The organism is Actinoallomurus sp. CA-150999 (assembly GCF_050942425.1).
In the GTDB taxonomy this organism is placed as follows: domain Bacteria; phylum Actinomycetota; class Actinomycetes; order Streptosporangiales; family Streptosporangiaceae; genus Actinoallomurus.
On the sequence record NZ_CP192063.1, the window covers coordinates 2,937,512 to 2,961,189 of the forward strand.

General features: G+C 71.1%; 25 protein-coding genes and 1 pseudogene. 15 read left to right on the plus strand and 11 right to left on the minus strand.

The features are described 5' to 3' along the window. Nucleotides 1–16 precede the first annotated feature (16 nt). A complete protein-coding gene (locus tag ACQP2O_RS13970; RefSeq protein WP_433183950.1) occupies nt 17–1,504 on the minus strand; it encodes an MFS transporter in 1,488 nt (495 codons plus the stop codon). 126 nt (nt 1,505–1,630) lie between these two features. On the opposite strand from ACQP2O_RS13970, the gene ACQP2O_RS13975 reads away from it, so the two are divergent. Next, nucleotides 1,631–2,776 (plus strand): AsnC family transcriptional regulator, encoded by a 1,146-nt coding sequence (locus ACQP2O_RS13975; protein ID WP_433183953.1) that lies wholly within the window; start codon nt 1,631–1,633, stop codon nt 2,774–2,776. 161 nt (nt 2,777–2,937) lie between these two features. Beyond that, a complete protein-coding gene (locus ACQP2O_RS13980) occupies nt 2,938–3,669 on the plus strand; it encodes a 16S rRNA (uracil(1498)-N(3))-methyltransferase (protein ID WP_433183956.1) in 732 nt (243 codons plus the stop codon). Nucleotides 3,670–3,864: 195 nt separating this feature from the next. Here the strand turns inward: ACQP2O_RS13980 and ACQP2O_RS13985 are convergent, their stop codons facing one another. Both ACQP2O_RS13985 and ACQP2O_RS13990 read right to left on the minus strand, forming a co-directional pair. Continuing rightward, nucleotides 3,865–4,515, minus strand: a complete 651-nt coding sequence (locus ACQP2O_RS13985; RefSeq protein ID WP_433183959.1) for a hypothetical protein — start codon at nt 4,513–4,515, stop codon at nt 3,865–3,867. After that, nucleotides 4,515–5,054 carry a SigE family RNA polymerase sigma factor gene (locus ACQP2O_RS13990; RefSeq protein WP_433183962.1) on the minus strand — a complete coding sequence of 180 codons (540 nt, stop codon included), beginning with the start codon at nt 5,052–5,054 and terminating at the stop codon, nt 4,515–4,517. The genes ACQP2O_RS13985 and ACQP2O_RS13990 overlap by 1 nt, the downstream gene beginning before the upstream one ends. 309 nt (nt 5,055–5,363) lie before the next feature. Here ACQP2O_RS13990 and ACQP2O_RS13995 point away from each other — a divergent pair, with 309 nt between their 5' ends. From ACQP2O_RS13995 to era, 6 genes are all read left to right on the plus strand, one after another. Beyond that, a complete protein-coding gene (locus ACQP2O_RS13995) occupies nt 5,364–5,714 on the plus strand; it encodes a histidine triad nucleotide-binding protein (RefSeq protein ID WP_433183965.1) in 351 nt (116 codons plus the stop codon). Between the two features lie 116 nt (nt 5,715–5,830). Beyond that, nucleotides 5,831–6,871 carry a PhoH family protein gene (locus ACQP2O_RS14000; RefSeq protein WP_433183967.1) on the plus strand — a complete coding sequence of 347 codons (1,041 nt, stop codon included), beginning with the start codon at nt 5,831–5,833 and terminating at the stop codon, nt 6,869–6,871. A 2-nt stretch (nt 6,872–6,873) separates the two neighbouring features. Continuing rightward, entirely contained in the window at nt 6,874–7,356 is a 483-nt protein-coding gene (gene ybeY / locus ACQP2O_RS14005; protein ID WP_433183970.1) for an rRNA maturation RNase YbeY, read from the plus strand. Next, entirely contained in the window at nt 7,353–8,663 is a 1,311-nt protein-coding gene (locus ACQP2O_RS14010) for a hemolysin family protein (protein ID WP_433183972.1), read from the plus strand. The genes ybeY and ACQP2O_RS14010 overlap by 4 nt, the downstream gene beginning before the upstream one ends. 40 nt (nt 8,664–8,703) lie before the next feature. Then, entirely contained in the window at nt 8,704–9,033 is a 330-nt protein-coding gene (locus ACQP2O_RS14015; RefSeq protein ID WP_433183975.1) for a cytidine deaminase, read from the plus strand. Nucleotides 9,034–9,084: 51 nt separating this feature from the next. Beyond that, entirely contained in the window at nt 9,085–10,002 is a 918-nt protein-coding gene (gene era, locus ACQP2O_RS14020; RefSeq protein ID WP_433183978.1) for a GTPase Era, read from the plus strand. Nucleotides 10,003–10,249: 247 nt separating this feature from the next. Here era and ACQP2O_RS14025 read toward each other — a convergent pair whose 3' ends face one another. Beyond that, nucleotides 10,250–10,888, minus strand: a complete 639-nt coding sequence (locus tag ACQP2O_RS14025) for a hypothetical protein (RefSeq protein ID WP_433183981.1) — start codon at nt 10,886–10,888, stop codon at nt 10,250–10,252. 162 nt (nt 10,889–11,050) lie between these two features. Between ACQP2O_RS14025 and ACQP2O_RS14030 the strand changes: the two genes are divergently transcribed. Both ACQP2O_RS14030 and ddaH read left to right on the plus strand, forming a co-directional pair. Beyond that, a complete protein-coding gene (locus ACQP2O_RS14030; protein ID WP_433183984.1) occupies nt 11,051–11,665 on the plus strand; it encodes a zinc-ribbon domain-containing protein in 615 nt (204 codons plus the stop codon). Between the two features lie 171 nt (nt 11,666–11,836). Further along, entirely contained in the window at nt 11,837–12,637 is an 801-nt protein-coding gene (gene ddaH / locus ACQP2O_RS14035) for a dimethylargininase (RefSeq protein ID WP_433183987.1), read from the plus strand. Here ddaH and ACQP2O_RS14040 read toward each other — a convergent pair. Then, the gene (locus ACQP2O_RS14040) at nt 12,627–13,046 is read right to left on the minus strand and encodes a type II toxin-antitoxin system death-on-curing family toxin (protein WP_433183990.1); all 420 of its coding nucleotides are present in this window, start codon (nt 13,044–13,046) and stop codon (nt 12,627–12,629) included. The genes ddaH and ACQP2O_RS14040 overlap by 11 nt on opposite strands. After that, nucleotides 13,043–13,255: a ribbon-helix-helix protein, CopG family gene (locus ACQP2O_RS14045; protein WP_433183993.1), complete on the minus strand. Its 213-nt coding sequence runs from the start codon at nt 13,253–13,255 to the stop codon at nt 13,043–13,045. The genes ACQP2O_RS14040 and ACQP2O_RS14045 overlap by 4 nt, the downstream gene beginning before the upstream one ends. Nucleotides 13,256–13,495: 240 nt before the next feature. Here ACQP2O_RS14045 and leuA point away from each other — a divergent pair, with 240 nt between their 5' ends. Then, nucleotides 13,496–15,205: a 2-isopropylmalate synthase gene (gene leuA, locus ACQP2O_RS14050; protein ID WP_433183996.1), complete on the plus strand. Its 1,710-nt coding sequence runs from the start codon at nt 13,496–13,498 to the stop codon at nt 15,203–15,205. A gap of 79 nt (nt 15,206–15,284) precedes the next feature. Here the strand turns inward: leuA and ACQP2O_RS14055 are convergent, their stop codons facing one another. The 3 genes from ACQP2O_RS14055 to ACQP2O_RS14065 form a co-directional block, all read right to left on the minus strand. Then, nucleotides 15,285–15,539: a protealysin inhibitor emfourin gene (locus ACQP2O_RS14055; protein WP_433183999.1), complete on the minus strand. Its 255-nt coding sequence runs from the start codon at nt 15,537–15,539 to the stop codon at nt 15,285–15,287. Next, nucleotides 15,536–16,597, minus strand: a complete 1,062-nt coding sequence (locus ACQP2O_RS14060; RefSeq protein WP_433184001.1) for a M4 family metallopeptidase — start codon at nt 16,595–16,597, stop codon at nt 15,536–15,538. The genes ACQP2O_RS14055 and ACQP2O_RS14060 overlap by 4 nt, the downstream gene beginning before the upstream one ends. 106 nt (nt 16,598–16,703) lie before the next feature. After that, nucleotides 16,704–17,132 (minus strand): hypothetical protein, encoded by a 429-nt coding sequence (locus ACQP2O_RS14065; RefSeq protein WP_433184004.1) that lies wholly within the window; start codon nt 17,130–17,132, stop codon nt 16,704–16,706. 116 nt (nt 17,133–17,248) lie between these two features. On the opposite strand from ACQP2O_RS14065, the pseudogene recO reads away from it, so the two are divergent. From recO to ACQP2O_RS14080, 3 genes and pseudogenes are all read left to right on the plus strand, one after another. After that, nucleotides 17,249–17,971, plus strand: a pseudogene (gene recO / locus ACQP2O_RS14070) (DNA repair protein RecO); the annotation flags it as partial. Nucleotides 17,972–18,327: 356 nt separating this feature from the next. Continuing rightward, nucleotides 18,328–19,152 carry an isoprenyl transferase gene (locus tag ACQP2O_RS14075; RefSeq protein WP_433184005.1) on the plus strand — a complete coding sequence of 275 codons (825 nt, stop codon included), beginning with the start codon at nt 18,328–18,330 and terminating at the stop codon, nt 19,150–19,152. A 216-nt stretch (nt 19,153–19,368) separates the two neighbouring features. Next, on the plus strand, nt 19,369–20,271 hold the full coding sequence (locus ACQP2O_RS14080) for a DUF559 domain-containing protein (protein WP_433184007.1): 903 nt from the start codon (nt 19,369–19,371) through the stop codon (nt 20,269–20,271). Nucleotides 20,272–20,440: 169 nt separating this feature from the next. Here ACQP2O_RS14080 and ACQP2O_RS14085 read toward each other — a convergent pair whose 3' ends face one another. Next, the gene (locus tag ACQP2O_RS14085) at nt 20,441–21,133 is read right to left on the minus strand and encodes a siderophore-interacting protein (protein ID WP_433184010.1); all 693 of its coding nucleotides are present in this window, start codon (nt 21,131–21,133) and stop codon (nt 20,441–20,443) included. A 37-nt stretch (nt 21,134–21,170) separates the two neighbouring features. Beyond that, nucleotides 21,171–22,646: an MFS transporter gene (locus ACQP2O_RS14090; protein WP_433184013.1), complete on the minus strand. Its 1,476-nt coding sequence runs from the start codon at nt 22,644–22,646 to the stop codon at nt 21,171–21,173. A 112-nt stretch (nt 22,647–22,758) separates the two neighbouring features. Between ACQP2O_RS14090 and ACQP2O_RS14095 the strand changes: the two genes are divergently transcribed. Continuing rightward, nucleotides 22,759–23,658 (plus strand): LysR family transcriptional regulator, encoded by a 900-nt coding sequence (locus ACQP2O_RS14095; protein ID WP_433184016.1) that lies wholly within the window; start codon nt 22,759–22,761, stop codon nt 23,656–23,658. Nucleotides 23,659–23,678: the final 20 nt, after the last annotated feature.

Genomic DNA, 23,678 nt, shown 5'->3' on the forward strand with positions numbered 1-23,678 from the left:
GTCGGCGGGGCCTCGATCATCCGTGGGCGGGTGCCGCGGAGCGGTTCTCCGGCTCCCGTTCCGGCGGTGCCTCGCGCGTGCGCATCAGCGCCGCCGTGACGGCCGCCGCGACGAGCAGTCCCGCCGCGAGCCAGAACGTCAGCCCGACGGCGTGCAGCGACGCGGCGCCCGGCCCGCCGCCCGTCCGGGATCCCGTCGCCAGGGAGCGGAAGAAGACGGTGCCCAGCAGGGCGGTGCCCAACGTGCCGCCGAACTGCTGGACCGCGTTGAGCAGCCCCGCGGCCGACCCCGTCTCATGCGGGCGTACCCGGGTCAGGGCGGTGGTGAAGAACGGCACGGTGAACAGCCCGTTCCCGATCCCGCACAGCCCCAGTGCGCCGAGCAGCGCCCAGGGGTAGGCCCCCGGCCGGGCGCCGGCGTAGACGGCGACCGCGGCGAGGAGACCGGCGAGCATGACGGCCAGCCCCACGAACATCATCCGCGATCCGTACCGCGGCACCAGGCGCGTCCCAGAGATCCACGAGGAGATCGCCATGCCACAGGACCACGGCAGTAGCGTCAGCCCGGCGGTGAGGACGTCGTCGCCCAGCCCGACCTGCACCTGCACCACGACGACCAGCATCAGCCCGTTCATCACCGCGAAGAACAGCGTCGAGGTAGCCAGCGCGGCCGGGAAGCCCCGGTCGCGGAACAGGCTCGGCTCGACCAGCGGCTGGCCACCGCGCCGGGCGGCGTACCGCTGCTGAAGACCGAAGGCCACCAGGACCACGGCCCCGGCGCCCATCTCGGCCCAGCCGCCCGCCCGTACGCCGGCGGTCCCGCTCTGAATCAGGGGATGGACGACCAGCCCGGATCCGGCGATCGCCAGCGCCGTGCCGAGCAGGTCCAGGCGCGGCCGTGCCGCCGCCCGGTCCTCGCGCATCCTCGGCACCACCGCCAGCACCAGGGCCGCCAGCGGCACGTTGACGAGGAACACCGAACGCCAGGAGGAGCCGAACAGGTCGGCGTGCGTGAGCACCGCCCCCAGCACCGGCCCGCAGATCGCGGCCAGGCCCATCACCGGCCCGATGCTCCCCATCGCCTTGGCCAGCTCCGCCCCGTCGAACATGCCACGGATCAGCCCGATCGTCTGCGGGATGATCAACGCGGCGGCGGTGCCCTGGACCGCTCGGGCGACGATCAGCGCCCCGGCCCCGGGCACCAGCGCACACGACAGCGACGCGAGCGCGAAGCCCACCACCCCGACCGCGAACACGCGCCTGCGCCCCACCATGTCGCCCAGCCGACCACCCGTGACCAGCAGCATCGCGAACGGCAGCGTGTAAGCGGCGCTGAACCACTGGATATCGGCCTCGCCACCGCCCAGGTCGGTGTGGATGACCGGCGCGGCGACCTGCACGATCGTCGCGTCCAGCAGGTTCATCGCCTCGGCGACCAGCAGGGCGGCCAGCGCGAGCCAGCGGAAGCGGTACGCCGCTCCCGCCGTCTCTTCTCGTATCTCCATCGATCTTCCTTCCGGTCACGCCCGATGTCGCGATCCAGCGTGCGGGGCCGGAATCCGCCGTTCCATCCACGGCGCGAGATCAGCGAATTGTTTCCATCTGAAGCGTGATCGGTGCAAGATCGGTGCATGCTCGACGATCTCGACCGGTGCATCATCCACGCCCTCCACATCGACGGACGGGCGCCGTTCAGCCGGATCGCCACGGTCCTCGGCGTATCCACCCAGACCGTGGCACGCCGATACCGGCGGCTGCGCGCCGAAGCGGGCCTGCGCGTGGTCGGCCTCGCGGAGACACGGCAGGCCGGGCACACCCAGTGGATGGTCCGCCTCACCACGACCCCGGCCACCGCGCAGACCCTCGCGCACTCCCTCGCCCGGCGGCCGGACACCTCATGGGTCAAGCTGGTCTCAGGCGGCACGGAGATCTTCACGCTCATCAACGCGCCGCACGGCGTCGAGGTCTCCCAGGCCCTCCTGCTGCGCGACATCCCGCGCCGGGCGGGGATCACGGCCGTCTCCGCCCACTGCGTGCTGCACACCTACCTGGGTGGCCCCACCACCTGGCGCGGCGTCACCCAGGCCCTCAGCGAGCGCCAGCAACGAGAGCTGCGGCCCGCAGGGGAGCCCGCCGACGCACCGGCCGGGCAGGCCTCCCACCCTCGTACGGCACACCCTGCCCCTCCGCCGCGTGCGGACGCCGATCCCGACGGCACGCCGGTCCGCCCTGCCCCCTCAGCGCAGGCGGACGGGGACCCCGGCCCCACATCGGCCCATTCCCGTACGGTCCAGCCTGTACCTCCGGCGCGTGCGGACCAGGAACTGCTCGCCGGGCTCCGCCAGGACGGCCGGGCCTCGTACGCCGACCTGGCCGCCGCCACGGGCTGGTCGCAGGCGACCGTCGCCCGTCACATCGCCGACCTGCGCGCCCGCGGCATGGTCTTCTTCGACGTCGAGGTCGACCCCGCCGTCCTCGGAGCCACCACCCAGGCCCTGCTGTGGATGGCCGTCGCACCGGCCCGCCTGGACCACGTCGCGACCGCGCTCGCCGGCCACCACGAACTGGCCGTCGTCGCCGCCACCACCGGCCCCACCAACCTCCTCGCCCAGGCGCTCTGCTCCGACCCGACCGAGCTGCACCACTACCTCACGCGGCGCCTCGGCGCCCTCGACGGAATCCACACCCTCGAGACCGCGCCGATCCTCCACACCGTCAAGGCGGCCGGCACGCTCAGCCCGGCGGGCACCCGGCTCGGCCTGTCCTCGGCGTCCTGACGCGGCGGACCACGCGCGGGCTGCTGGGCGGCCGGGCGCGGTTCCGGCAGCGGTTCGGCGTGCCGATCGAACAGTGCCGCTCGGCGACGGCGGCCAAGAGGCTCGGCGCCCTGGTTTCGCCGGCGCGCTTCCGGCACCGCGGCACGCCTACGATCGGTGCCATGAGCCCGCCCCTCTTCCTCGCCGATCCCGCGCGCCTCGATTCCGATCGGATTCTCCTCGACGGACCCGAGGGGCGTCACGCGGCCGCCGTACGCCGGCTCCGGGCGGGGGAGCGGGTCGACCTGAGCGACGGGGAGGGCCGGCTCGTGGAATGCGTCGTCGCCTCCGCCGAGCGGGACAGCCTCCACCTGGAGGCCGTCGCACGCCGGCGTGTTCCCCGCCCGGAACCCCGGATCGTCGTCGTCCAGGCCCTGCCCAAGGGCGACCGGGGAGAGCTCGCGGTCGAGACGATGACCGAGGTGGGCGTCGACGTGATCGTGCCGTGGACCGCCGCCCGCTGCGTCACGCAGTGGCGGGGCGACCGGCGGGCCAAGGCGCTCGCGCGGTGGCGCGGTACGGCGCGCGAGGCGGCCAAGCAGAGCCGCCGGGTATGGCTGCCGGAGGTGACCGATCCCGCCGGCACGGCCGCGGCGGCCGAGCGCGTCGCCGACGCGGCGCTCGCCGTGATCCTGCACGAGGAGGCCGAGCAGCCGCTGAGCGGGATCGACGTCCCGGACACCGGCGACATCGTCGTGGTCGTCGGCCCCGAGGGCGGGCTGACCGACGACGAGATCGCCGCTTTCCAGACCGCGGGCGGAACTCCCGTCCTCCTCGGTCCGACCGTCCTGCGCACCTCCACCGCGGGGGTCGCGGCGGCCGCCGTGCTGCTCAGCCGCGTCGGCCGCTGGTAGACCCCACGCCACAAGACGGCCGTGCTGTCCGGCCGCACCGGGCCGGTACCCATCATGGGGGCGACCGTGCCGCTCAGCAGCGCTGACGCCCCGGTAGGCCCCGCTCCACGGGGGCGACCACGCTGCTCAGCAGCGCCGGCCGCTGGTAGATCTCACGTCACGCGGGCGGCCGACCGCGCCGTTCAGCGGCGCCCGTCACGGGGACGACTGCGTCGACGGCTGCTGGGCGCCGTTGGTCGGCGCAACGCTCGTCGTCGCCGACTGCGTCGGCGACGACACGGGCGGTGTGGGCGTGTCCTGTGAGGCCGGAGGCGACGTCGCCGACGCCGGCCCGCACGTGACCCGTGGCGACGGACCCGCGGTCGCCGTCTTGGCACCGGCCGAACCGGGCGGAGGCTTGATCGTGCCCTCACCCGGCGGGCACTTACGGCCGGTGACGACGTGCGTGCCTCCGGGCGTCGTCGGGAGCGCCGTCGGATGGGGCGACGCGCTCGTTTCAGGACGAGAGGGGTTGACCGGAGGTGGCGCGGTCACCGCGTGCTGTCCGCCCGCGACGGACGTGCCGCCGCCCTGATGGTCGTCGGGGCTGAAGTGCCCCGTCTGCACGAAGGTCTTGATCGCCGGGGTCGCGGACACGGCGGCCCCCGCGACGACGACCGCGGCGGCGACGGCCGCCAGCGGACGCAGCCACGGTATGGCGAACCACGTCAGGAAGCGCCGCTCGCGCTTCTTACCGATCTTGGTGCGGATCTGCTCAAGACCCTCTGGAGAGGGCGTGACCGCTTCCGCTTCCGTGTGCAAGACACGGCGGAGACGCTCGCCGTACTCGTCGAAGGGTTCGGTCATTAAAGCTGCTCCAGAACGCTGCGAAGCGCGGCCATCCCGCGCGCGGTGTGGCTCTTGACGGCTCCCCGGCTGATCCCCATGGCATTGGCGATCTCCGCCTCGGACAGATCACCGTAGTAACGCAGCACCAGCGCCTCCCGCTGCCGGGTCGGCAGCCCGCTCAGCGCCTTGACCACCGCGGAGCGCTCGAGCTCGACGATCGCGCCGTTCTCGGCGCTCGGCGCGTCGGGCAGGCCCTTGGGAGCGTACTTCTCCACGACGGCCCGGTGCCGCAATACGGATCGTGACCGGTTGACCACCGATTGCCGGAGGTACGACAGCGCCTTCTCCGGATCGCGCAGCCGTCGCCATGCCCCGTGCATGGCGACGAAGGCGTCCTGCACCACTTCCTCCGCCGTCGCGAGGTCGCGTACGAGGAGGGCGCTGAGCCGTACGAGGGAGCGGTAATGAGCGCTGTAAAGCGCGGTAACCGCCTGGTCAGCGTCCCAGGCAACGGTCACCGCGCCCGTCGTTCCTCTGGCCACGAGGGTCTCGGTCACATCAGTAGGACGCGTGCCCTCGCCGTCAGGTTTACGAAAGGGCATTCCTCGTCTCGCCTATCCGCCCGTCGGTGCCTACATCGGGTGTCGTCTCATTGGACGAACGCCGCGACCCAGCAGGTTCGCGCGAACGTCACCCGGCTTGGATTTTGGGTGCGGATCCAGCGCTGGGGGTTCGCGTGAGAGCAACGATAACCAGACGAGGGAGTGCCTTGGCCATCGTTACACGCCCGTGCGCGTAACGATTCGTAGACGACCAGGCGGTCCTCGCCGCGATAACATGCGCTGACCCCGGCGAAGGAGAGTTCATTGACGGAACAGGACTGTTTGTTCTGCAAGATCGTATCCGGAGAAGTGCCCGCGGACATCGTGCGCGAGTCCGACCGGACGATCGCGTTCCGGGACATCAACCCGCAGGCGCCGACGCACGTCCTCGTCATCCCGCGCGAACACCATCCGACCGCCGCCGCGCTCGCCGCCGCCGACGGGGAGCTCCTCGCGCAGGTGGTCCGGGAGGCCCGCGAGGTCGCGGTCGCGGACGGCGTCGAGGAGGCCGGATACCGCGTCGTGTTCAACACCGGTCCGGGCGCCGGGCAGACCGTGTTCCACGTGCACGCGCACGTCCTCGGAGGCCGCGGGCTGGGCTGGCCTCCGGGATGAGCGACGGTCCCCACATGATCGGAAAATGAGTGGTGCGGGCCGGTAACATGGGTGAGACGCAGCCGAAGACCCGACGTGACCGGAAAGCAGGGGCGAAGAGGCCGCAAGGCCGCGCTATGGCCGAATCAATTCAGACCGACACCGCGCCCGACGGCGCGCGCGCGCAGATAAAGATCGTGATCCCGGACGACCACTCGATGGTCGCCCTCCTCGGCTCCCGCGACGAACTTCTCGAGGTCGTGGAGCGAGCGTTCGACAGCGACGTCCACGTCCGCGGCAACGAGATCACGATCACCGGCCGGGCGGAAGAGACCGACCTCGCCGCCAAGCTCTTCGAGGAGCTGCTCGCTCTGCTCAAGAGCGGCACCACCATCACCCCCGACGCCATCGAGCGCAGCATCGCGATGCTGCGCGCCGAGACGGCGGAGCGGCCGGCCGAGGTGCTCACCCTCGACATCCTGTCGTCGCGAGGCCGCACCATCCGCCCCAAGACGCTCAACCAGAAGCACTACGTCGACGAGATCGACCGGCACACCATCGTGTTCGGCATCGGGCCCGCGGGCACCGGCAAGACCTACCTGGCCATGGCCAAGGCCGTGAAGGCGCTGCAGGCCAAGGAGGTCAATCGCATCATCCTGACCCGGCCCGCCGTCGAGGCCGGCGAGCGGCTGGGCTTCCTGCCGGGCACGCTGTACGAGAAGATCGACCCGTACCTGCGCCCGCTGTACGACGCGCTGCACGACATGGTCGACCCCGACTCCATCCCCCGCCTCATGGCCGCCGGCACGATCGAGGTCGCTCCGCTGGCTTATATGCGCGGAAGAACCCTCAATGACTCTTTCATCATCCTCGACGAGGCACAGAACACCTCGCCGGAGCAGATGAAGATGTTCCTGACCCGGCTGGGCTTCGGGTCGAAGGTCGTCGTGACCGGCGACGTCACCCAGGTGGACCTGCCGTCCGGGCAGCGCAGCGGCCTGCGGGTCGTGCAGGACATCCTCGAGGGCCTGGACGACATCGCCTTCTGCAGGCTGACGAGCAAGGACGTCGTTCGCCACAAGCTGGTGAGCGCGATCGTCGACGCGTACAGCCGCTACGACGCCCAGCCCGCCCAGCTCCCGCAGGGCCGCGGCGGCTCGCGCAAGCGGGGGCGCTGATCATGAGCATCGAGGTCCTCAACGAGTCCGGGGCCCCGGCCGACGAGGCCACGCTCCAGGCCCTCGCGGCGCACGTGCTCGAGCAGTTGCAGGTCCACCCGCTCGCGGAGCTGTCGATCCTCCTCGTCGACGAGGACGCCATGACCGAGCTGCACGAGAAGTGGATGGGCGAGCCGGGCCCGACCGACGTGCTCTCCTTCCCCATGGACGAGCTGCGGCCCGGCCACGTGTCCGGTGGCGCCGACGACGCCCCGCCGGACCCGGCGCTGCTCGGTGACGTCGTGCTGTGCCCGTCCGTCGCGGCGAAGCAGGCCAAGAAGGCGGGGCACAGCGCCGAGGACGAGCTGCACCTGCTGTGCACGCACGGCATCCTGCACCTGCTCGGCTACGACCACGCCGAGCCCGAAGAGCACAAGGAGATGTTCGGCCTGCAGGCCGAGCTGCTCGCCTCGTGGCGAGACGCTCGCGCCCGGCCCTCCTCATGACCGCTGTCCAAGGTTGGTTGATCGTCGGCGCCGTCGTGCTGGTGGCGATCGCCGGTCTGTTCGCGAGCGCCGAGACCGCGCTGGCCCGGATCTCCCGGGTCCGGGTGGAGGAGCTCGTACGCGAAGAGCGGCGGGGCACCCGGCAGCTGGCCGAGGTCGTCGCCGACCCGCCGCGCTACCTCAATCTCCTCCTGCTGCTGCGGGTGAGCTGCGAGCTGACCGCGACGGTCCTCGTCGCGGACGTGTGCATCACCTGGCTGGGCGCGAACTGGCGCGCGTACGTCACCGCCGCCGCCGTCATGATCGTCGTCAGCTACATCGCGGTGGGCGTCTCGCCGCGGACGCTCGGCCGTCAGCACCCCGACAAGATTGCGCTGGCCGGCGCGGCGGTGATCCATCCGCTGGCCCGGGTGCTGGGGCCGCTGCCGCGGCTGCTGATCCTCCTCGGCAACGCCCTGACGCCCGGCCGGGGTTTCCGCGAGGGCCCGTTCGCGTCAGAGGCGGAGCTGCGGGACCTCGTCGACCTCGCGGAGCAGCGGCGGCTCATCGAGCCGGACGAGCGCCAGATGATCCACTCGGTGTTCGAGCTGGGTGACACGCTCGTCCGCGAGGTGATGGTGCCGCGCACCGACATCGTCTTCATCGAGCGCGACAAGACGCTGCGGCAGGCGCTGTCACTCGCGCTGCGCAGCGGGTTCTCCCGCATCCCGGTGGTCGGGGAGAACGAGGACGACGTGGTCGGCATCGCCTATCTGAAGGACATCGTCCGCCGCAGCCACGAGTTCCGTGAGGGCGAGTCGGTCGAGACGGTCGAGTCGATCATGCGGTCGGCGACGTACGTCCCGGACAGCAAGCCCATCGACGAACTGCTCCGCGAGATGCAGGCCCGCCAGATCCACTGCGCGATCGTCATCGACGAGTACGGCGGGACGGCCGGGCTGGTCACCATCGAGGACATCCTCGAGGAGATCGTCGGTGAGATCACCGACGAGTACGACCAGGAGCCCCCACGGGTCGAACGCCTGCCGGACGGCTCGGCCCGGGTCACGGCGCGGCTACCGGTCGAGGACCTCGCGGAGCTGTTCGAGGTGGAGATCGACGTGGACGAGGTGGAGACTGTCGGCGGTCTGCTGGCGCACGCGCTGGGCCGGGTGCCGATCGCCGGGTCGCAGGCGACGGTGGCGGGCCTGCGGCTGACCGCCGAGAGCCTCGCCGGCCGGCGCAACCGCATCGGCACCGTGCTGGCCGAGCGGATTCCGACGAAGGAGCCCGAACCGGAGCAGGAGCGCGAGAACGCCGAGGCCTGACCTGCCCATTGCTCTGGTGGGAATGAGTACGCTGGGGCGCGTGAGCGAGCTCGATCCGGAAGACGCGAAGATCATCACGCTGGCCCGGTCCACGCGGGCCCGGGCGGGTGCCGCGGAGGGCGCCGCGGTCCGCGACGAGACCGGCCGCACGTATGCGGCCGCGACGGTGGATCTGCCCTCGCTGAAGCTGACGGCGCTGCAGGTGGCGGTGGCGATGGCGGTGTCCAGCGGGGCGGAGAGCCTCGAGGCCGCCGCGGTCGTCACCGACGACGCCGCTCCCGACGTGGCGGCGGTCCGTGACCTCGGCGCGAAGGCGCCGGTGCTCGTCGCCGGTCCGGACGGCGCCGTACGGACCGTGCTCACGGACTGACCGCCGAACATGCTGTCGGAGCGGGGCGATGAATACGGGACAATCGACGGTGTGACCTCGCCCCAGACATCGACTCGTTTCAGATCCGGGTTCGCCTGCTTCATCGGGCGTCCCAACGTGGGCAAGTCCACGCTGATGAACGCCTTGGTGGGGACGAAGGTGGCGATCACCAGCAACAAGCCCCAGACCACGCGTCGCGCCATCCGGGGCATCGTGCACCGGCCGGACGCGCAGCTGGTCATCGTCGACACGCCGGGGCTGCACAAGCCCCGTACGCTGCTGGGGGAGCGGCTGGACAGCCTGGTCCGCTCCACGCTGACCGAGGTCGACGTCATCGGATTCTGCGTTCCCGCGAACGAACCCGTCGGGCCGGGTGACCGCTTCATCGCGGCGGAGCTCGCCCAGGTGAAGAAGACCCCGGTCATCGCGATCGTGACCAAGACCGACCTCGCCGACCGGAAGCAGGTCGCCGAGCAACTGCTGAAGGTCTCCCGGCTCGGCGAGTGGGCCGACGTGGTGCCGTGTTCCGCCGAGTCCGACTACCAGCTCGACGTGGTCAGCGACCTCCTGGTCGCCCGGCTGCCCGAGGGCATGCCGCTGTACCCCGAAGGCGAGCTGACCGACGAGCCCGAGCAGATCCTCGTGGCGGAGTTGATCCGCGAGGCCGCGCTGGAGGGTGTACGGGAGGAGCTACCGCACTCGATCGCCGTGGTCGTCGACGAGATCAAGCCTCGGGAGGACCGTGACGATCTGATCGACGTCCACGCGTGGCTCTTCGTTGAGCGGCCCAGCCAGAAGGGCATCGTCATCGGGCCCAAGGGCGCCCGGCTGAAGGAGGTCGGCACTCGCGCCCGCAAGCAGATCGAGGCGCTGCTCGGCACCAAGGTCTACCTCGACCTGCGGATCAAGGTGGCGAAGGACTGGCAGCGGGACCCGAAACAACTGCGCCGCCTGGGCTTCTACGACTGAGCGTGCGGCGCGGGTCCCCTGGGCCGCTACGACTGAGTCTGCGGCACTGGTCGGCCGGCTTCTGCGACCGAGCGTGCAGTGCGGGTCGGCCGGGCGTGTGGCGTGCGCCGGCTGGGCGTGTGGCGTGCGCCGGCCGGGCTGCTGTGAGTGAGCGTACGGCGCGGTCCGGCTGGGCCCGCTACGACCGAGCGGGGTGGCGCGGGTCGGCCGGGCTGCTACGACCGAGTGGGCGGCGCGGGGAGTGGCGTCACGACTCCGGGTGCCGGCGCGCGAGAGCGGCCAGGCCGAGTGCGAGGACGGCCACCGACGCGAGCACGGCGATCCAGAATCCCCAGGCGATCGACTCGGTCACTCCGCTGTCGCCGAGGGTCACGCCTCGGTGGAAGACCGCCATGAGGCCGAGGGCGCCCGGGATCGCCGCGTACGGTACGAAGCGTTCGTTGACGGCCTGGCCCGCGAGGGCGAGGCTCAGCGCGGCCATGCCGGCGAGGAGGACGATCTCTCCTTGCGCGCCGGACATCCCGTAGGAGAGGTGACTCTGCGGTGGGGTGATGCCCTGAAGGACGCTCCGGCCGAGGTCCGGGGTGCTCCACGTGGTCCACGGCAGGAAGATCGACAGGAGGAGCAGGGCCGCCGCAGGGATCAGCAGGACGTCGACGTACTCGCCCAGGCTCTTGGCCGGCGTCGGCGCGGGCGCTGTGGGCGGCGGCTCGGGGGCAGGGGTCGGCGCCGGTGTGAACCACGCCTGAGGCGGTCGCGGCGAGGCCGCGCCATCCGGACCCGTTGCGGCGTCCGGGGCCGCCGCGCGTACCCTCCGGGTGTCGGAGCGGGGAGGCGTGGACGGCGAGGCGTCGGGCCGGCTGTCGTCATCAGGCGGGGTGGTCATGGCGCGGCAGCCTAACGTCCGGCGGCGCAGGAGGCCGGGAAACATCGGAGATTCCGTCGTCGCCACCGGCCGCGACGGAGCGGGAGCCACCGCCGCTCTGCCGGAGCTCAACGCCCGGGTGGATATTCTCCGATATCAGGCTGATACAGGAGGAGGTCGCCCGTGCTGTTGATCTTCGGGTTCGCCGTGTTCTTCCGGACCGTGGGCGAAGGTGACTTTCACTGTCCACACTGTGGAGGTGACCGGCACTATCGGCACCGGGTGGCCCGCCGATGGTTCACGCTCTTCTTCCTGCCGGTGATCCCCCTGACCCGCGTGGGGGAGATCGTCGAGTGCGCGACCTGCCGTAACCGTTTCAACCTCGGGGCCCTGCGCCTGCCGACGGTCCAGGAGATGCAGGCCGCCCTCCCCGTGGCGATGCGTGCCGCCACGGTGATCGTCCTCGGCGCGGGCGACTCCGCCGACTCCGGAGCGCGGGGCCGCGCGGTCGAGGCGGTCCGCGGGTACGGCGAGACCGACTTCGACGACGACGCGCTCCAGTCCGACCTCGAGAATCCGCCCCACAACGTGGAGGACCCGATCGCCACGGCCGGTGCGCAGCTCACGACCGAGGCCCGGGAGTGGTTCCTGGCCCAGACGGTCCGCATCGCCCTGGCCGACGGGGCGCTCAGCGACGCGGAGCGCCAGGCCTTGCGCATGGTCGCCGGCTGGTTGGGCCTCACGCCGGCGCACGCGTTCGGCGTGATCGCCACCACCGAGGGGGCCGCGCGCGAGTGAGCGCCACCTGGAAAGCCCGACCCTCCAGGGCGCCGCACGAGCGAGCGCCGTCCCGAAAGCGCCGAGGGGGCTGCCCGTGAGCGCCGTATCGGAAGGCCCGAGGGGGCCGCGCGAGTGAGCGCCGTGTCCGAAGTGCGACGACCGCAGGCGTCCCCGTACGGGGGGAGCGCCGTGACCTGGCAGGAGCCGTCCGTGCTGGAATCCGAGGAGCCCACCGTGCGCACCGCTCTGGTCCGGCGTCCGAGCCCGCGCCTGGGCGACGGGCTCGTGACCCATATCGACCGGACTCCGGTCGACGCCGATCTGGCCGCCCGCCAGCACGAGGCGTACGTCGCCGCCCTGGAGTCGGCGGGCTGGCGGGTCCGCGAGCTGCCGGCGGCCGACGACCTGCCGGACGCGGTGTTCGTCGAGGACACGGTCGTGGTCTGCGGCGGCCTGGCCGTGCTCGCCCGGCCCGGTGCGCCGGAGCGCCGCGCGGAGGTGGAGTCCATGGAGCAGGCGGTCGCCGAGCTGGGGCTCGAGGTCGCCCGGATCGACGGGGAGGGCACGCTCGACGGCGGTGACGTGCTGCAGGTCGGCACGACCGTCTACGTCGGGCGCTCCGGCCGGACGAACGAGGACGCCATCTGCCAGTTGCCCCGGCTCCTCGGCACCCGCGGCCGGCACGTCGTCTCGGTCGGCCTCGGCGGCTGCCTGCACCTGAAGACCGCGATGACGGTCCTCCCGGACGGCACGCTCATCGGCAACCCCGACTGCGTCGACACCTCGGCGCTGCCGGGCCTGCGCGTGGCGCCGGAACCCTCCGGGGCGCACGTGGTCGTCCTGGGGGAGAAGCAGGTGCTCATCGCCGCGTCCGCCCCGCGTACCGCCGAGCAACTCCGCGACGAGGGTTACGACGTGTCGGTCGTGGACATCAGCGAGTTCGAGAAGATGGAAGGCTGCGTGACCTGCCTCTCCGTCCTCATCCCCTGATGCCGACGCGCTCGCTGATCCAGCGAGCGAGATCGGCGATGACGCGGTCTGTCACCGGACCGGCGGCGACGTCAAGGATGATCTGGGCCGAGACCTCTCCATCCTCGTCACCTGGGGGCGGGGTCCAGTGGTAGCCGTTGCGCTCCATGAACTCGATCATGGCGAGGAACGCGACGCGCTTGTTCCCGTCCGGAAACGGGTGGTTCTTCGCGAGATGAACGCAGAGGACGGCGGCCTTTGTCGGCAGATCCGGGTAGAAGTCGATGCCGTCGTAACTGGCCGCCGGGGCATGGGCGGCCGACTCCGCGAGAGTTAACCGGCTGGAGTACGCGAGCTTCTCGGCGGGCGTCTCCAGCACGGCTTCGGCGATGATGAGCAGGTCGGCGAGGTCGAGATAACGGAGCGTCACTCCGCAAGTCTGTCAAGTACACGACGGTTGCGCTCCATGGTTGCGCGAAGTCGCGCCTGGAACTCCTTGTCCTTGCGGCGCGCCTCAATGCGCTCGGAAAGGGCGCTGCGCACCTCTTCGGCGACCGAAGTGCCCTCTGCAGCGGCGATCGCCTCAAGCTCTTCGGCCTGTTCTTCTGACACCCGTACGGTGAAGGCTCGCGTCGTCATGTCGGCCCTCCTTCTCCTTTAGAGGATAGCGCACCGAGGTGCGATGCACCTCGGTGCGACGTCTCATCAGGTGGGACCGGTTGGGATGCTCTGGGTGCGATCTGTTAGCTTGTACGACGTGCTGTGCGAGCTGCTCCTCCTTAGCGGCCGCGGCGGGGGCCTGTAACAGGTCGGCTCCCTCGTCGCGGGGCTTCGGCGTGACCGTCGGCCGCAGGCATCTGTTCCGGGAGCACCCCTTTCATGAATCCTCGAATCAATCAACAGCCCAGTCCCATGCCCGTCGGGCGGTACACCCCGTTCAAGCCGGTCGATCTGCCGGACCGTACCTGGCCGAGCAAGACGATCACCGAGGCGCCGCGCTGGCTGTCCACCGACCTGCGTGACGGCAATCAGGCGCTGATCGACCCGATGAGCCCGGCGCGCAAGCTGGCCATGTTCGAGCTGCTGGTCCGCATGGGCTACAAGGAGATCGAGGTCGGCTTCCCGTCGGCGAGCCAGACCGACTTCGACTTCGTCCGCCAGCTGATCGAAGAGGACCGGATCCCCGCCGACGTGCAGATCTCCGTCCTCACGCAGGCGCGCGAGGAGCTGATCGAGCGGACCGTCCAGTCGCTGGTCGGGGCGCCCCGGGCCACGGTCCACCTGTACAACGCGACGGCGCCGCTGTTCCGGCGCGTGGTCTTCGGCATCGACCGGGACGAGTGCAAGGCCCTCGCGGTACAGGGCACCCAGCACGTCATGAAGTACGCCGAGAAGTACCTCGGCGACTGCGACTTCGGCTACGAGTACAGCCCGGAGATCTTCATCGACACCGAGCTGGAGTTCGCGCTCGAGGTGTGCGAGGCGGTCATGGACGTCTGGGAGCCGGGCCCGGGCCGCGAGATCATCCTCAACCTGCCGTCCACGATCGAGCGGTCCACGCCGAACGTCTACGCCGACCAGATCGAGTGGATGAGCCGCAACCTGTCCCGCCGCGAGCACGTCGCGCTGTCGGTGCACCCGCACAACGACCGCGGTACGGGCGTGGCCTCCGCCGAGCTGGCGATCATGGCGGGCGCCGACCGCGTCGAGGGGTGCCTGTTCGGCAACGGCGAGCGCACCGGCAACGTCTGCCTGGTCACGCTGGGCATGAACCTCTTCTCCCAGGGCGTCGACCCGCAGATCGACTTCTCCGACATCGACGAGATCCGCCGCACCGTGGAGTACTGCAACCAGATCCCGGTGCACGAGCGGCACCCGTACGCCGGCGACCTCGTCTACACCTCCTTCTCCGGCTCCCACCAGGACGCCATCAAGAAGGGCTTCGACGCGCTGGAGCGCGACGCGGCGGCGGCCGGCGTGCCGGTGGACGAGTTCCGCTGGGCGCTGCCGTACCTCCCGATCGACCCGAAGGACGTCGGCCGGTCGTACGAAGCGGTGATCCGGGTCAACAGCCAGTCCGGCAAGGGCGGCGTGGCCTACATCATGAAGACCGAGCACTCCCTGGACCTGCCGCGCAAGCTGCAGATCGACTTCTCCCGCGTCGTCCAGGAGCACACCGACGGCGAGGGCGGCGAGGTCACGCCGGAGCAGATGTGGGAGATCTTCGAGCGGGAGTTCCTGACCAACGGGCCGCGTGCCGGCCTGCTGGCGCACCGCGCGAGCTCCCGTGTCGACGAGAAGGACGTCCTCAACGTCGACCTGCGGATGAACGGCGAGATCCGCGAGATCGAGGGCATCGGCAACGGCCCGATCTCCGCGTTCACCAACGCCCTGGCCACGGTCGGCATCGAGGCCCGGGTGCTCGACTACACCGAGCACGCCCTGTCGGCGGGCAGCGACGCGAAGGCCGCCGCGTACGTCGAGTGCCAGGTCGGCGACCAGGTGTTCTGGGGTGTCGGCATCGACGCCAACACGGTGACCGCCTCGCTGAAGGCCGTGCTGTCGGCCGTCAACCGCGCGGCCCACTGATCCCATCGAAGACCTGCCGTCCGGCCGCCGCGATCCGGTGGGCGGACGGCCCGGCCGCCCGCGCCCTCAGAAGGGGCGATCAGCGGCCGTGGGCCAGGACGTAGTCGACGAGTTCGCGGAGCGGGCCGTGCAGGTCCGCCTCCGCGACCGGCACCGTCCGATCGCCGACCTCGACGTCGTACACGAATCGATCGGCGGCCGGTGCCGGCTCGGGCACACCACCGAAGTCGATCTCGTCGACGAGCCGGGCAGCCGCGGGATGGTCCGCCGAGTCGATCTCGGCGCGGCGGACCATCCCCGCGAACCCTCCGCTGCGGGTGACGGAAACCTTCACGCGATCTCCGCGCCGGCGGCCGGCGCGATCGCCACGCCGACGGTCGTCCACGCCGCGCGTACCGCGTCGCTCTCCGGGCTCTTCACGCCGAAGAGCGTGCCCGCCGTTTCGACGGTCATGCCGGCGAACGTCGCGAAGTCCGCGTTCGTGGGCACCCGGCGGCTGGTGATCGTCTCGTACCAGACCCGCCCGGCCTTCTCCCACGCGTGACCGCCGATCGCGGTCGCGGCCAGGCAGAACGCGCGGTTGGGGATCCCGGAGTTGATGTGGACGCCGCCGTTGTCGCTCGACGTCTTGACGAAGTGCGCCATGTCGGCGGGCTGTGGGTCCTTGCCGAGGTTCGGGTCGTCGTACGCGGTGCCCGGGGCCTTCATCGAGCGGAGCGCGACGCCGTGCACCCCGGCGGCGAACATGCCCTGGCCGATCAGCCAGTCGGCCTGGTCCGCGGTCTGGCCGAGGTGGTACTGCTTCACCAGCGAGCCGAAGACGTCCGATATCGACTCGTTGAGGGCGCCGCTCTGCCCCGAGTAGTCGAGCCCGCCGGAGTACTGGGTGACCCCGTGGGTCAGCTCGTGACCGGTGACGTCGAGCGGCCCGGTGAACGTCGTGAAGATCTGCTGATCGCCGTCGCCGTAGACCATCTGGGAGCCGTCCCAGAAGGCGTTGTCGTAGTTGACGGCGTAGTGCACGGTCGCGACCAGCGGCAGCCCGGCGCCGTCGATCGAGTCACGCCCGTACGCGCTGCGGTAGAAGTCGAAGGTGACGCCGAGCCAGTCGTAGATCTCGTCGGCGGACTTGTCGCCCGTCGCCGGGCCGCCCTCGGACCGGACGGTCTTGCCGGGCAGCGTCTGCTGGTGCTTGGCGTCGTGGATCGTCCGCTTCGCCGTCGCCGGCCCGGTGGTCGGCTCCGCCGCGGAGATCAGCTGAGCGGCCGCGCGTGTCCGGCGCTGCCCGTGGTCGATGACCAGGGTGCGCTGCGCGAGCTCGCGCAGCCGCTCCTCATCGTGGTGCTCGGCGATGTGGTCCAGGACGTGTGGCGGGATGATTGCGCATCTCATGGGGTCACGCTCCCACGTGCGTGCCCTCCCGGCCATGCGTTACACGGGCCGCATCCGGTCACGGTCCGTCAGAGGTCGCCTCCGCTGTGAAACGGTGGGCGCTTCGTCACCAATCGCCCCCGTAGCCACCGTCGTAGTCGTTGTCCTCGACGACGACGTGCTCGATGACCTCGACATGCTCGTGGTCGTCATCGTCGTCCAGCAGTTCGTTGACGACCATGCCGCCGACGAAACCCGCGGCACCCGCGGCCGCCACAGTGCCGAGACCGTACTGGCGCTGCCCGTGGTGGTGGTCGTAGTCACGGTCCGGGTAGCCATAGGCCTGCTGCGGGTACCCCTGCTGGTAGCCGTGCGGCTGGGGGTAACCCTGCTGCGGGTAACCCGGTTGCGGGTATCCGCTCTGCGCCTGGAGGTACTCCATCCAGCGCTGCGCGCACGCCGCACAGCAGCGTACGGGGCGCGGCGACCCCCACTGCGGCGTCCACGTGATGTCCTGGGTGGCCGGGCCGTGTGAAGCGTCGAAGAAGCAGGTCACGTTGTCTCCTGAGACGTCGGCTCGTACGAGCCTTTAGGTGTGATCGTCAAGTCAACGACCTTGGACCGTAGCGGGTTCCTGCCGGTTCCACCCGGCATCTGCGGGACAATGGGCGGGTGAGTCTCTATCGTGACGAAGGCGTCGTCCTCCGTACCCAGAAGCTGGGTGAGGCAGACCGCATCGTGACGATCCTCACCCGCCGCAGCGGACGGGTCCGGGCCGCGGCCAAGGGCATCCGCAAGACCAAGTCCCGGTTCGGCGCCCGGCTGGAGCCGTTCACCCACGTCGACCTGCAGCTGTACGAGCGTCGCTCCCTCGACCTGATCACGCAGGCCGAGACGATCCGCCCGTACGGCGAGCGCCTCGTCACCGACTACCCGCGTTACACCGCGGGCACGGCGATGCTGGAGACCGCGGAGAAACTCACCCCCATCGAGAAGGAGCCGGCGCTCCGGCAGTTCCTGCTGGTCGTCGGCGGGCTGCGCACCCTCGTGGAGGGCGGGCACGATCCCCGCCTCGTCCTCGACGCCTACTTCCTCCGCTCGCTGGCCATCGCGGGTTACGCCCCGTCGCTGGAGGAGTGCGCGCGCTGCGGCGAGCGTACGGGCCGGGCGTTCGCGATCGCGGCCGGCGGTATGGTGTGCGGATCCTGCCGTCCCCCCGGGTCCGCCAGTCCCGCCGAGGCGACGGTCGGTCTGATGATCGCTCTGCTGCGCGGCGACTGGGAGCGCGCGGACCGCAGCGAGTCGCGGCATCGGCTCGAGTGCAGCGGCCTCGTCGCGGCCTATCTCCAGTGGCATCTGGAGCACGGGATCCGCTCCCTCAGGCACGTGGAGCGCGAGGCGCCGAACGAACGGAGTGGCCGCCCGAGGGACGAGGGTGGCCGCGGAGTGAGTGAGAAGCCGAGTGCGACCGTGGGGCTCGGGCGCGAGGTGCCGAGCGAGCGGAATGATCGCCCGAGGGACGAGGGTGGCCGCGGAGTGAGTGAGAAGCCGAGTGCGACCGTGGGGCTCGGGCGCGAGGTGCCGAGCGAGCGGAATGATCGCCCGAGGGACGAGGGTGGCCGCGGAGTGAGTGAGAAGCCGAGTGCGACCGTCGGGCCCGGGCGCGAGGCGCCGCCGTGGCCGAGGGACGAGGCCGCGCCCTTCCACGGCGGACGCTGGACATGACCATTGAGTGAGGAGAGCACCGGACCATGAGGGGCGTACAGCCGCCGGACCCGCACGAGAGCGGCGCACGGCCGCCCGCCATCCCGAAGGATCTGATCCCCCGGCATGTCGCCGTCGTCATGGACGGCAACGGGCGGTGGGCGAAGGACCGCGGCCTGCCGCGCACGGAGGGCCACAAGATGGGGGAGTACTCCCTCTTCGACGTGATCATGGGGGCGATCGAGCTCGGCGTGCCGTACCTGTCGGCGTACGCCTTCTCCACGGAGAACTGGCGGCGGTCGCCGGACGAGGTGCGGTTCCTCATGGGCTTCAACCGCGACGTGATCCGCCGCCGCCGTGACCAGCTGAACTCCATGGGCGTCCGTGTCCAATGGGCCGGGCGCCGCCCGAAGCTGTGGCGGAGCGTCATCAAGGAGCTCGAGGACGCCGAGCGCATGACCGAGCACAACAAGGTGCTCACCCTGCAGTTCTGCGTCAACTACGGCGGCCGGGCCGAGATCGCGGACGCCGCCGCCGCCATCGCCCGCGACGTCCAGGCCGGGAAGCTCCGCCCGGAGAAGATCAACGAGAAGGTCTTCGCGCGCTACCTGTACCGCCCGGAGATCCCGGACGTGGACCTGTTCCTGCGCCCGTCGGGCGAGCGGCGCAGCTCCAACTTCCTGGTGTGGCAGGCGGCGTACGCCGAGTTCGTCTATCAGGACATCCTGTGGCCGGACTTCGACCGCCGGCACTTCTGGCAGGCGTGCGAGGAGTACGCCCGCCGCGACCGCCGCTTCGGCGGAGCGATACCGAACGAGGTGACCCTCCCGGAGACGAGCCGGGACGGCGGCGAGCCCGTCTCCGCACGCTGAACGGTGGTGCGGTGCCGTTCGCACACAAACGGCCCGGTGGGGGGATATGCCCCTGCGGAAACAGGCGGGTGGGTTCGGTTTGTGTGCGAACGGGTCCGAAACCGGGCTCGACGAGCCCCCGCGTCGGCCCGCCGCGCCGTTCCGCCGTGTCTCTGGCGGGGCGGAAGTTCGGGAAGCCGCACGATCAAGGACCGGGTGCGACGATCCTGTTCGCTCGTGGATCCCGTCGACTTCCTCACCGCGAACGGCGGCGTGGCCCATCGCCGCACGATGTTGGCCGCCGGAGTCTCGAAGTCCGCGTTGACGCGGGCTCTCGCCGACGGGCGGATCTTGCGAGCGCATCAGAAGGTGTACTGCCTGGGGACGGCGGGCGGCGTCGGGCTGACCAGGCTGGCGGTGCTGGCGACCGGCGGTGTGGTCTCCCACGACGCGGCCGCCGCCATACACGGCATCGAGATGGCGCATCGCCCGGACAGTCACATCACCGTCGGGCGAAACCGCGCTCGCGTCACCCATCCCGGGTGCTTCGTCCATCGCTCCGACCTGAGCCCAACCGAGGTCACGCGTGTCGACGGCCTTCCCGTCACCACACCATTCCGTACGGTCCTCGACTGCGCCCGAACGCTCGAGCCGGCCGAGGCGGTGGTCATCGCCGACTCGGCCGTACGACAGGCATTGGTCTCCTCAGCGGACCTGCGGCATGCGGCGAACGAGGCACGCGGGCGCGGGGCCGGGCGGCTGCGCCACGTCCTCGACTGCTGCGATCCGGGTTCAGAGTCGGTCCTGGAGTCCGCCCTCCGGATGCTGCTGATCGAGCAGGGGATCAGGCCGCCGCGAACCCAGTATGAGATGCGCGCGGCGAGCGGGCGCCATTTGGCGACGGTCGACTTCGCCTGGCCGGACCTGCGCGTGATCGTCGAAGCGGACGGCTTCGCCTATCACCGCGACCGCAAGGCGTACCTTCGTGATCGCACCCTCGGCAACGCGTGCACGCTCGCGGATTGGCGGCTGCTGCGCTTCTCCTGGGAGGACGTGTTCCGGCACCCAGCGTACGTCGTGCGCTCGACGCAACGGGTCCTTATCCTCGCGGCGGGCTCCACGCGCCCACCCAGGCGGTAAGGGTCGCCGTTCACACACAAACGGTCCGGTGCGCGGATTACCACCTGCGGAAACTGCCAGGTGGGCTCGAGTTTGTGTGCGAACGGGCCCGGGACATGCCTCCGTGAGCGCAAGTGCGGCGTCGGCCGTACGCGCCGGCAGGTGCGGACGCGATCGCCGGAAAGTGTGGTCATTCCAGGCCCTTCTTGCCCGGTGTCCAGAAGGGTTTGGTGAGGACCGAGCGCCGGGGCCAGCCGCGCTCGCGGACGAGGTGGTCGCGGACGGCCTGGACGGTGCGCGCCTCGCCGGCGACGTAGGCGGTGCCCGGTTCGTCCGGGAGGTCGAGGTCGCGGACGGCCGTGAGCAACGTGGCCGAAGAGGCGGCGGGAGCGCCTTCGCGGTAGTGCCAGGTGAGGTTCACCGGCAGCCGGTCGTCCGGTGTGTCAGCCTCGATGACGCCGTACACGGGAGCGTCGCCGAGCGCGCGGATCATCGGCCCGAAGGCGACCGACGCGGTCTCCTCTCCCGCGAACAGGTGGTACGGCGACGGCCGGGTCACGAAGGTGCCCTCCGGCCCGCTGAAGACGACGTCGTCGCCGGGCCGGACCGTACGGGCCCAGCGCGCGCCCGGTCCATCGCCGTGGTCGAGGACGCACAGCTCCAGGGATGAGCCGTCGTAGTCCCAGACCGAGTACGTGCGGCGGGTCAGGAGCCCGTCGGCGGCCACCCGGATCTGCTGGCCGGGGGTCCAGGAGAGCCCCGGCGCGGTCACGGTGATCCGGCGCATCCGACGGGTGATCTGGTCGACGTCCGTCACGGTGCCGCGGACGAACAGGCGGTCGGCCAGGGCGCGCCCGACACCGCGGGCAGGGCTGAGTGGCATGGGTCAACCTCCTAACGAGATATATCGTGACTTTAGATCATTTCTCCGCCGGCCGGTACCAGAACGCGACCATGAAGGCGGCGGCCAGCACGACGAGGGCGATCACGCGGTACCCGGCCGCCATCGCGTCGGTGAACGCCGACAGGATCGGTGCGTGCGCGTCCGGGCCGGTCCGCGCGAGCGCCTGGCCGATCGCGTGGGCGTGCACGCCGGCCGGCAGCCGCGCGGCGAACCGGGTGCTGAGGATCGTGCCGAGCACGGCCACGCCGAGCGCGCTGCCCACCTCACGTGCCGCGCCGTTCAGCCCGGAGCCGAGGCCAGCCCGCGACGGCGGCAACCCGCCGATGACGGCGGTGGACAGGGCAGGGGTGGCCAGTCCCATGCCGATCGACATCAGTACCAGGTAGGCGGCGTACAGGGCGTACGGCGTGCCGGGGCCGGTGGTCGACAGCAGGCCGAGCCCGCAGGCGATGGCCAGCATCCCGGCGAGAACGACGCGCCGGCCGCCGAACCGGGACGCCAGCGCGACGCTGCGCCGCGAGACGACCATCATGCCGATCGCGAGCGGGCCGATCGCCACGCCGGTCAGCAGCGGCGAGAAGCCCTTCACGTACTGCAGGTACTGCGCGTTGACGAAGAACAGCGCGAACAGGCCGAAGAACGTGACCGTGATGCCGGCGACGCCGGAGCGCAACCGGGCGACCCGGAAGATCCGCGGGTCGATCAGCGGATGCGCGGCGCGCAGCGCGTACGCGACGAAGACGCCGAGCACCAGCGCCGACGCGGCGAACGCGCCCAGCACCGGCCAGGACGACCAGCCGAGTTCCGGTCCTTCGATGATGCCGTAGAGCAGGGCGACGAACGCGAGGATCAGCACGCCGCAGCCGACGAGGTCGAGGTCGGCGGGGTGCCGTTCGGAACGGGGCGCGATCCGCGCGGACAGCGCCAGCAGGATCAGCATGATCGGTGCGACCGCCCAGAACAGCCCCTGCCAGGGCAGGTACTCCAGGACGAGACCGCCGCCGATGTTGCCGATGATCCCGGCGACGCCGGTGGCCGCGGTCCAGGAGGCGATGGCCTGTGCCCTCATCCGTGGTGGGAAGGCCTGGACGGTGAGCGACAGTGTCGCGGGCATGACGAGTGCCGCGCCGAGGCCCGTGACGGCGCGGCCGGCGATCAGCGCGCCGACGTCCGGGGCGAGCGCCGACGCGACGCAGCCCGCCGCGAAGACGGCCAGGCCGGCGAGCAGGGCGCCCTTGCGGCCGTACCGGTCGCCGACCGCGCCCGCCGGGATGAGTAGGCAGGCGAAGACGATGACGTACGCGTCGACGATCCAGAGTAGCTGCGCCGCGGACGGGTGCAGGGAGCTCGCCGCGAGTTTCGGCACGGCGAGGTTGATGGCCGCCACGAGCGCGACGGTCATCGTCGCGCAGGCGGCCATCAGGGCGAGGATGAGGGTACGGCGGGGGTGGCCCTGATCCGCGGGCGCGGCCAGGGGAGTCTGAACGGTCATGTGACGAACCTCGGGTCGGTGAGGACGGGAGGTTCGAGGCCTCGAACAAGGAACACGCTAAGCTGCGCAGGTACTTGCCCTCAAATGCACTTTTTGCAGGTGATAAGTGCGCGTGACGCATTCCAAGCTCGACCTCAACCTTCTCGTCGCCCTCGACGCCCTGCTGGAGGAGGGGAGCGTCGGCGGCGCGGCCCTACGCCTGCACCTGTCGAGCCCCGCGATGAGCCGTACGCTCGCGCGCATCCGCAAGGCGCTCGGCGACCCGGTGCTGGTGCGGTCCGGGCAGGCGATGGTCCCCACCCCGAGGGCGCTGGCCATCCGTGCGGAAGTCCACGAACTGGTCGAACGCGCGGCCGCGGTGTTCTCGCCGCGCGATCTCGACCTGGCGGCCCTGGAGCGGACGTTCACCCTGCAGGCCGACGACTCGATCACCGCGGTGGTCGGGCCCGCGCTGCTCGACCGGATCCGCCGGGACGCACCCGGCGCGGCCCTGCGATTCCTCCCGGAGGGACCGGAGGACACCTCCGGGCTGCGCGACGGCCGGGTCGACCTGGAGATCGGCGTCATCGACGGCGCGCCACCGGAGGTACGGGTCGAACCGCTCATCGAGGATCAGCCGGTCGGCGTGGTCCGTGCCGGGCATCCGCTCCTCGACGGCGAACCGACCGTCGAGCGGTTCGCCGCGGCCGAACACCTGACGGTGTCGCGGCGGGGCCGGCTCGAAGGACCGATCGACGAGCGACTCGCCGAGCACGGCCTGCGCCGCCGCGTGGTGGCGTCGGCGCCCACGTTCTCCTCGGCGCTGCTGATGCTGACCATGACCGACCTCGTCGGACGGGCGGGCCGCCGTATGCACACATCCTTCCTCGAGCGGTTCGGACTGGTCGCCTTCGACCTGCCCGTCGAGGTGCCCTCCCCGGTGATCGCCATGGCCTGGCACCGCCGGTACGAAGCGGACGCCGCGCACGCCTGGCTGCGCCGCTGCGTACGCGGCGTCGTCGCCGAGCGCTGACCATCCGGGCGGACAGGCGC

What these genes read in the sequence shown, in the direction of transcription:
- ACQP2O_RS14060 (WP_433184001.1), bottom strand. Translation starts at nt 16,597, where the DNA reads ATGAGATGCGCAATCATCCCGCCACACGTCCTGGACCACATCGCCGAG.
- ybeY (WP_433183970.1), top strand. Translation starts at nt 6,874, where the DNA reads ATGAGCATCGAGGTCCTCAACGAGTCCGGGGCCCCGGCCGACGAGGCC.
- leuA (WP_433183996.1), top strand. Translation starts at nt 13,496, where the DNA reads ATGAATCCTCGAATCAATCAACAGCCCAGTCCCATGCCCGTCGGGCGG.
- ACQP2O_RS14010 (WP_433183972.1), top strand. Translation starts at nt 7,353, where the DNA reads ATGACCGCTGTCCAAGGTTGGTTGATCGTCGGCGCCGTCGTGCTGGTG.
- ACQP2O_RS13980 (WP_433183956.1), top strand. Translation starts at nt 2,938, where the DNA reads ATGAGCCCGCCCCTCTTCCTCGCCGATCCCGCGCGCCTCGATTCCGAT.
- ACQP2O_RS14090 (WP_433184013.1), bottom strand. Translation starts at nt 22,646, where the DNA reads ATGACCGTTCAGACTCCCCTGGCCGCGCCCGCGGATCAGGGCCACCCC.
- ACQP2O_RS14045 (WP_433183993.1), bottom strand. Translation starts at nt 13,255, where the DNA reads ATGACGACGCGAGCCTTCACCGTACGGGTGTCAGAAGAACAGGCCGAA.
- ACQP2O_RS13970 (WP_433183950.1), bottom strand. Translation starts at nt 1,504, where the DNA reads ATGGAGATACGAGAAGAGACGGCGGGAGCGGCGTACCGCTTCCGCTGG.
- ACQP2O_RS14025 (WP_433183981.1), bottom strand. Translation starts at nt 10,888, where the DNA reads ATGACCACCCCGCCTGATGACGACAGCCGGCCCGACGCCTCGCCGTCC.
- ACQP2O_RS14085 (WP_433184010.1), bottom strand. Translation starts at nt 21,133, where the DNA reads ATGCCACTCAGCCCTGCCCGCGGTGTCGGGCGCGCCCTGGCCGACCGC.
- ACQP2O_RS13985 (WP_433183959.1), bottom strand. Translation starts at nt 4,515, where the DNA reads ATGACCGAACCCTTCGACGAGTACGGCGAGCGTCTCCGCCGTGTCTTG.
- ACQP2O_RS13975 (WP_433183953.1), top strand. Translation starts at nt 1,631, where the DNA reads ATGCTCGACGATCTCGACCGGTGCATCATCCACGCCCTCCACATCGAC.
- ACQP2O_RS14075 (WP_433184005.1), top strand. Translation starts at nt 18,328, where the DNA reads ATGAGGGGCGTACAGCCGCCGGACCCGCACGAGAGCGGCGCACGGCCG.
- ACQP2O_RS14000 (WP_433183967.1), top strand. Translation starts at nt 5,831, where the DNA reads ATGGCCGAATCAATTCAGACCGACACCGCGCCCGACGGCGCGCGCGCG.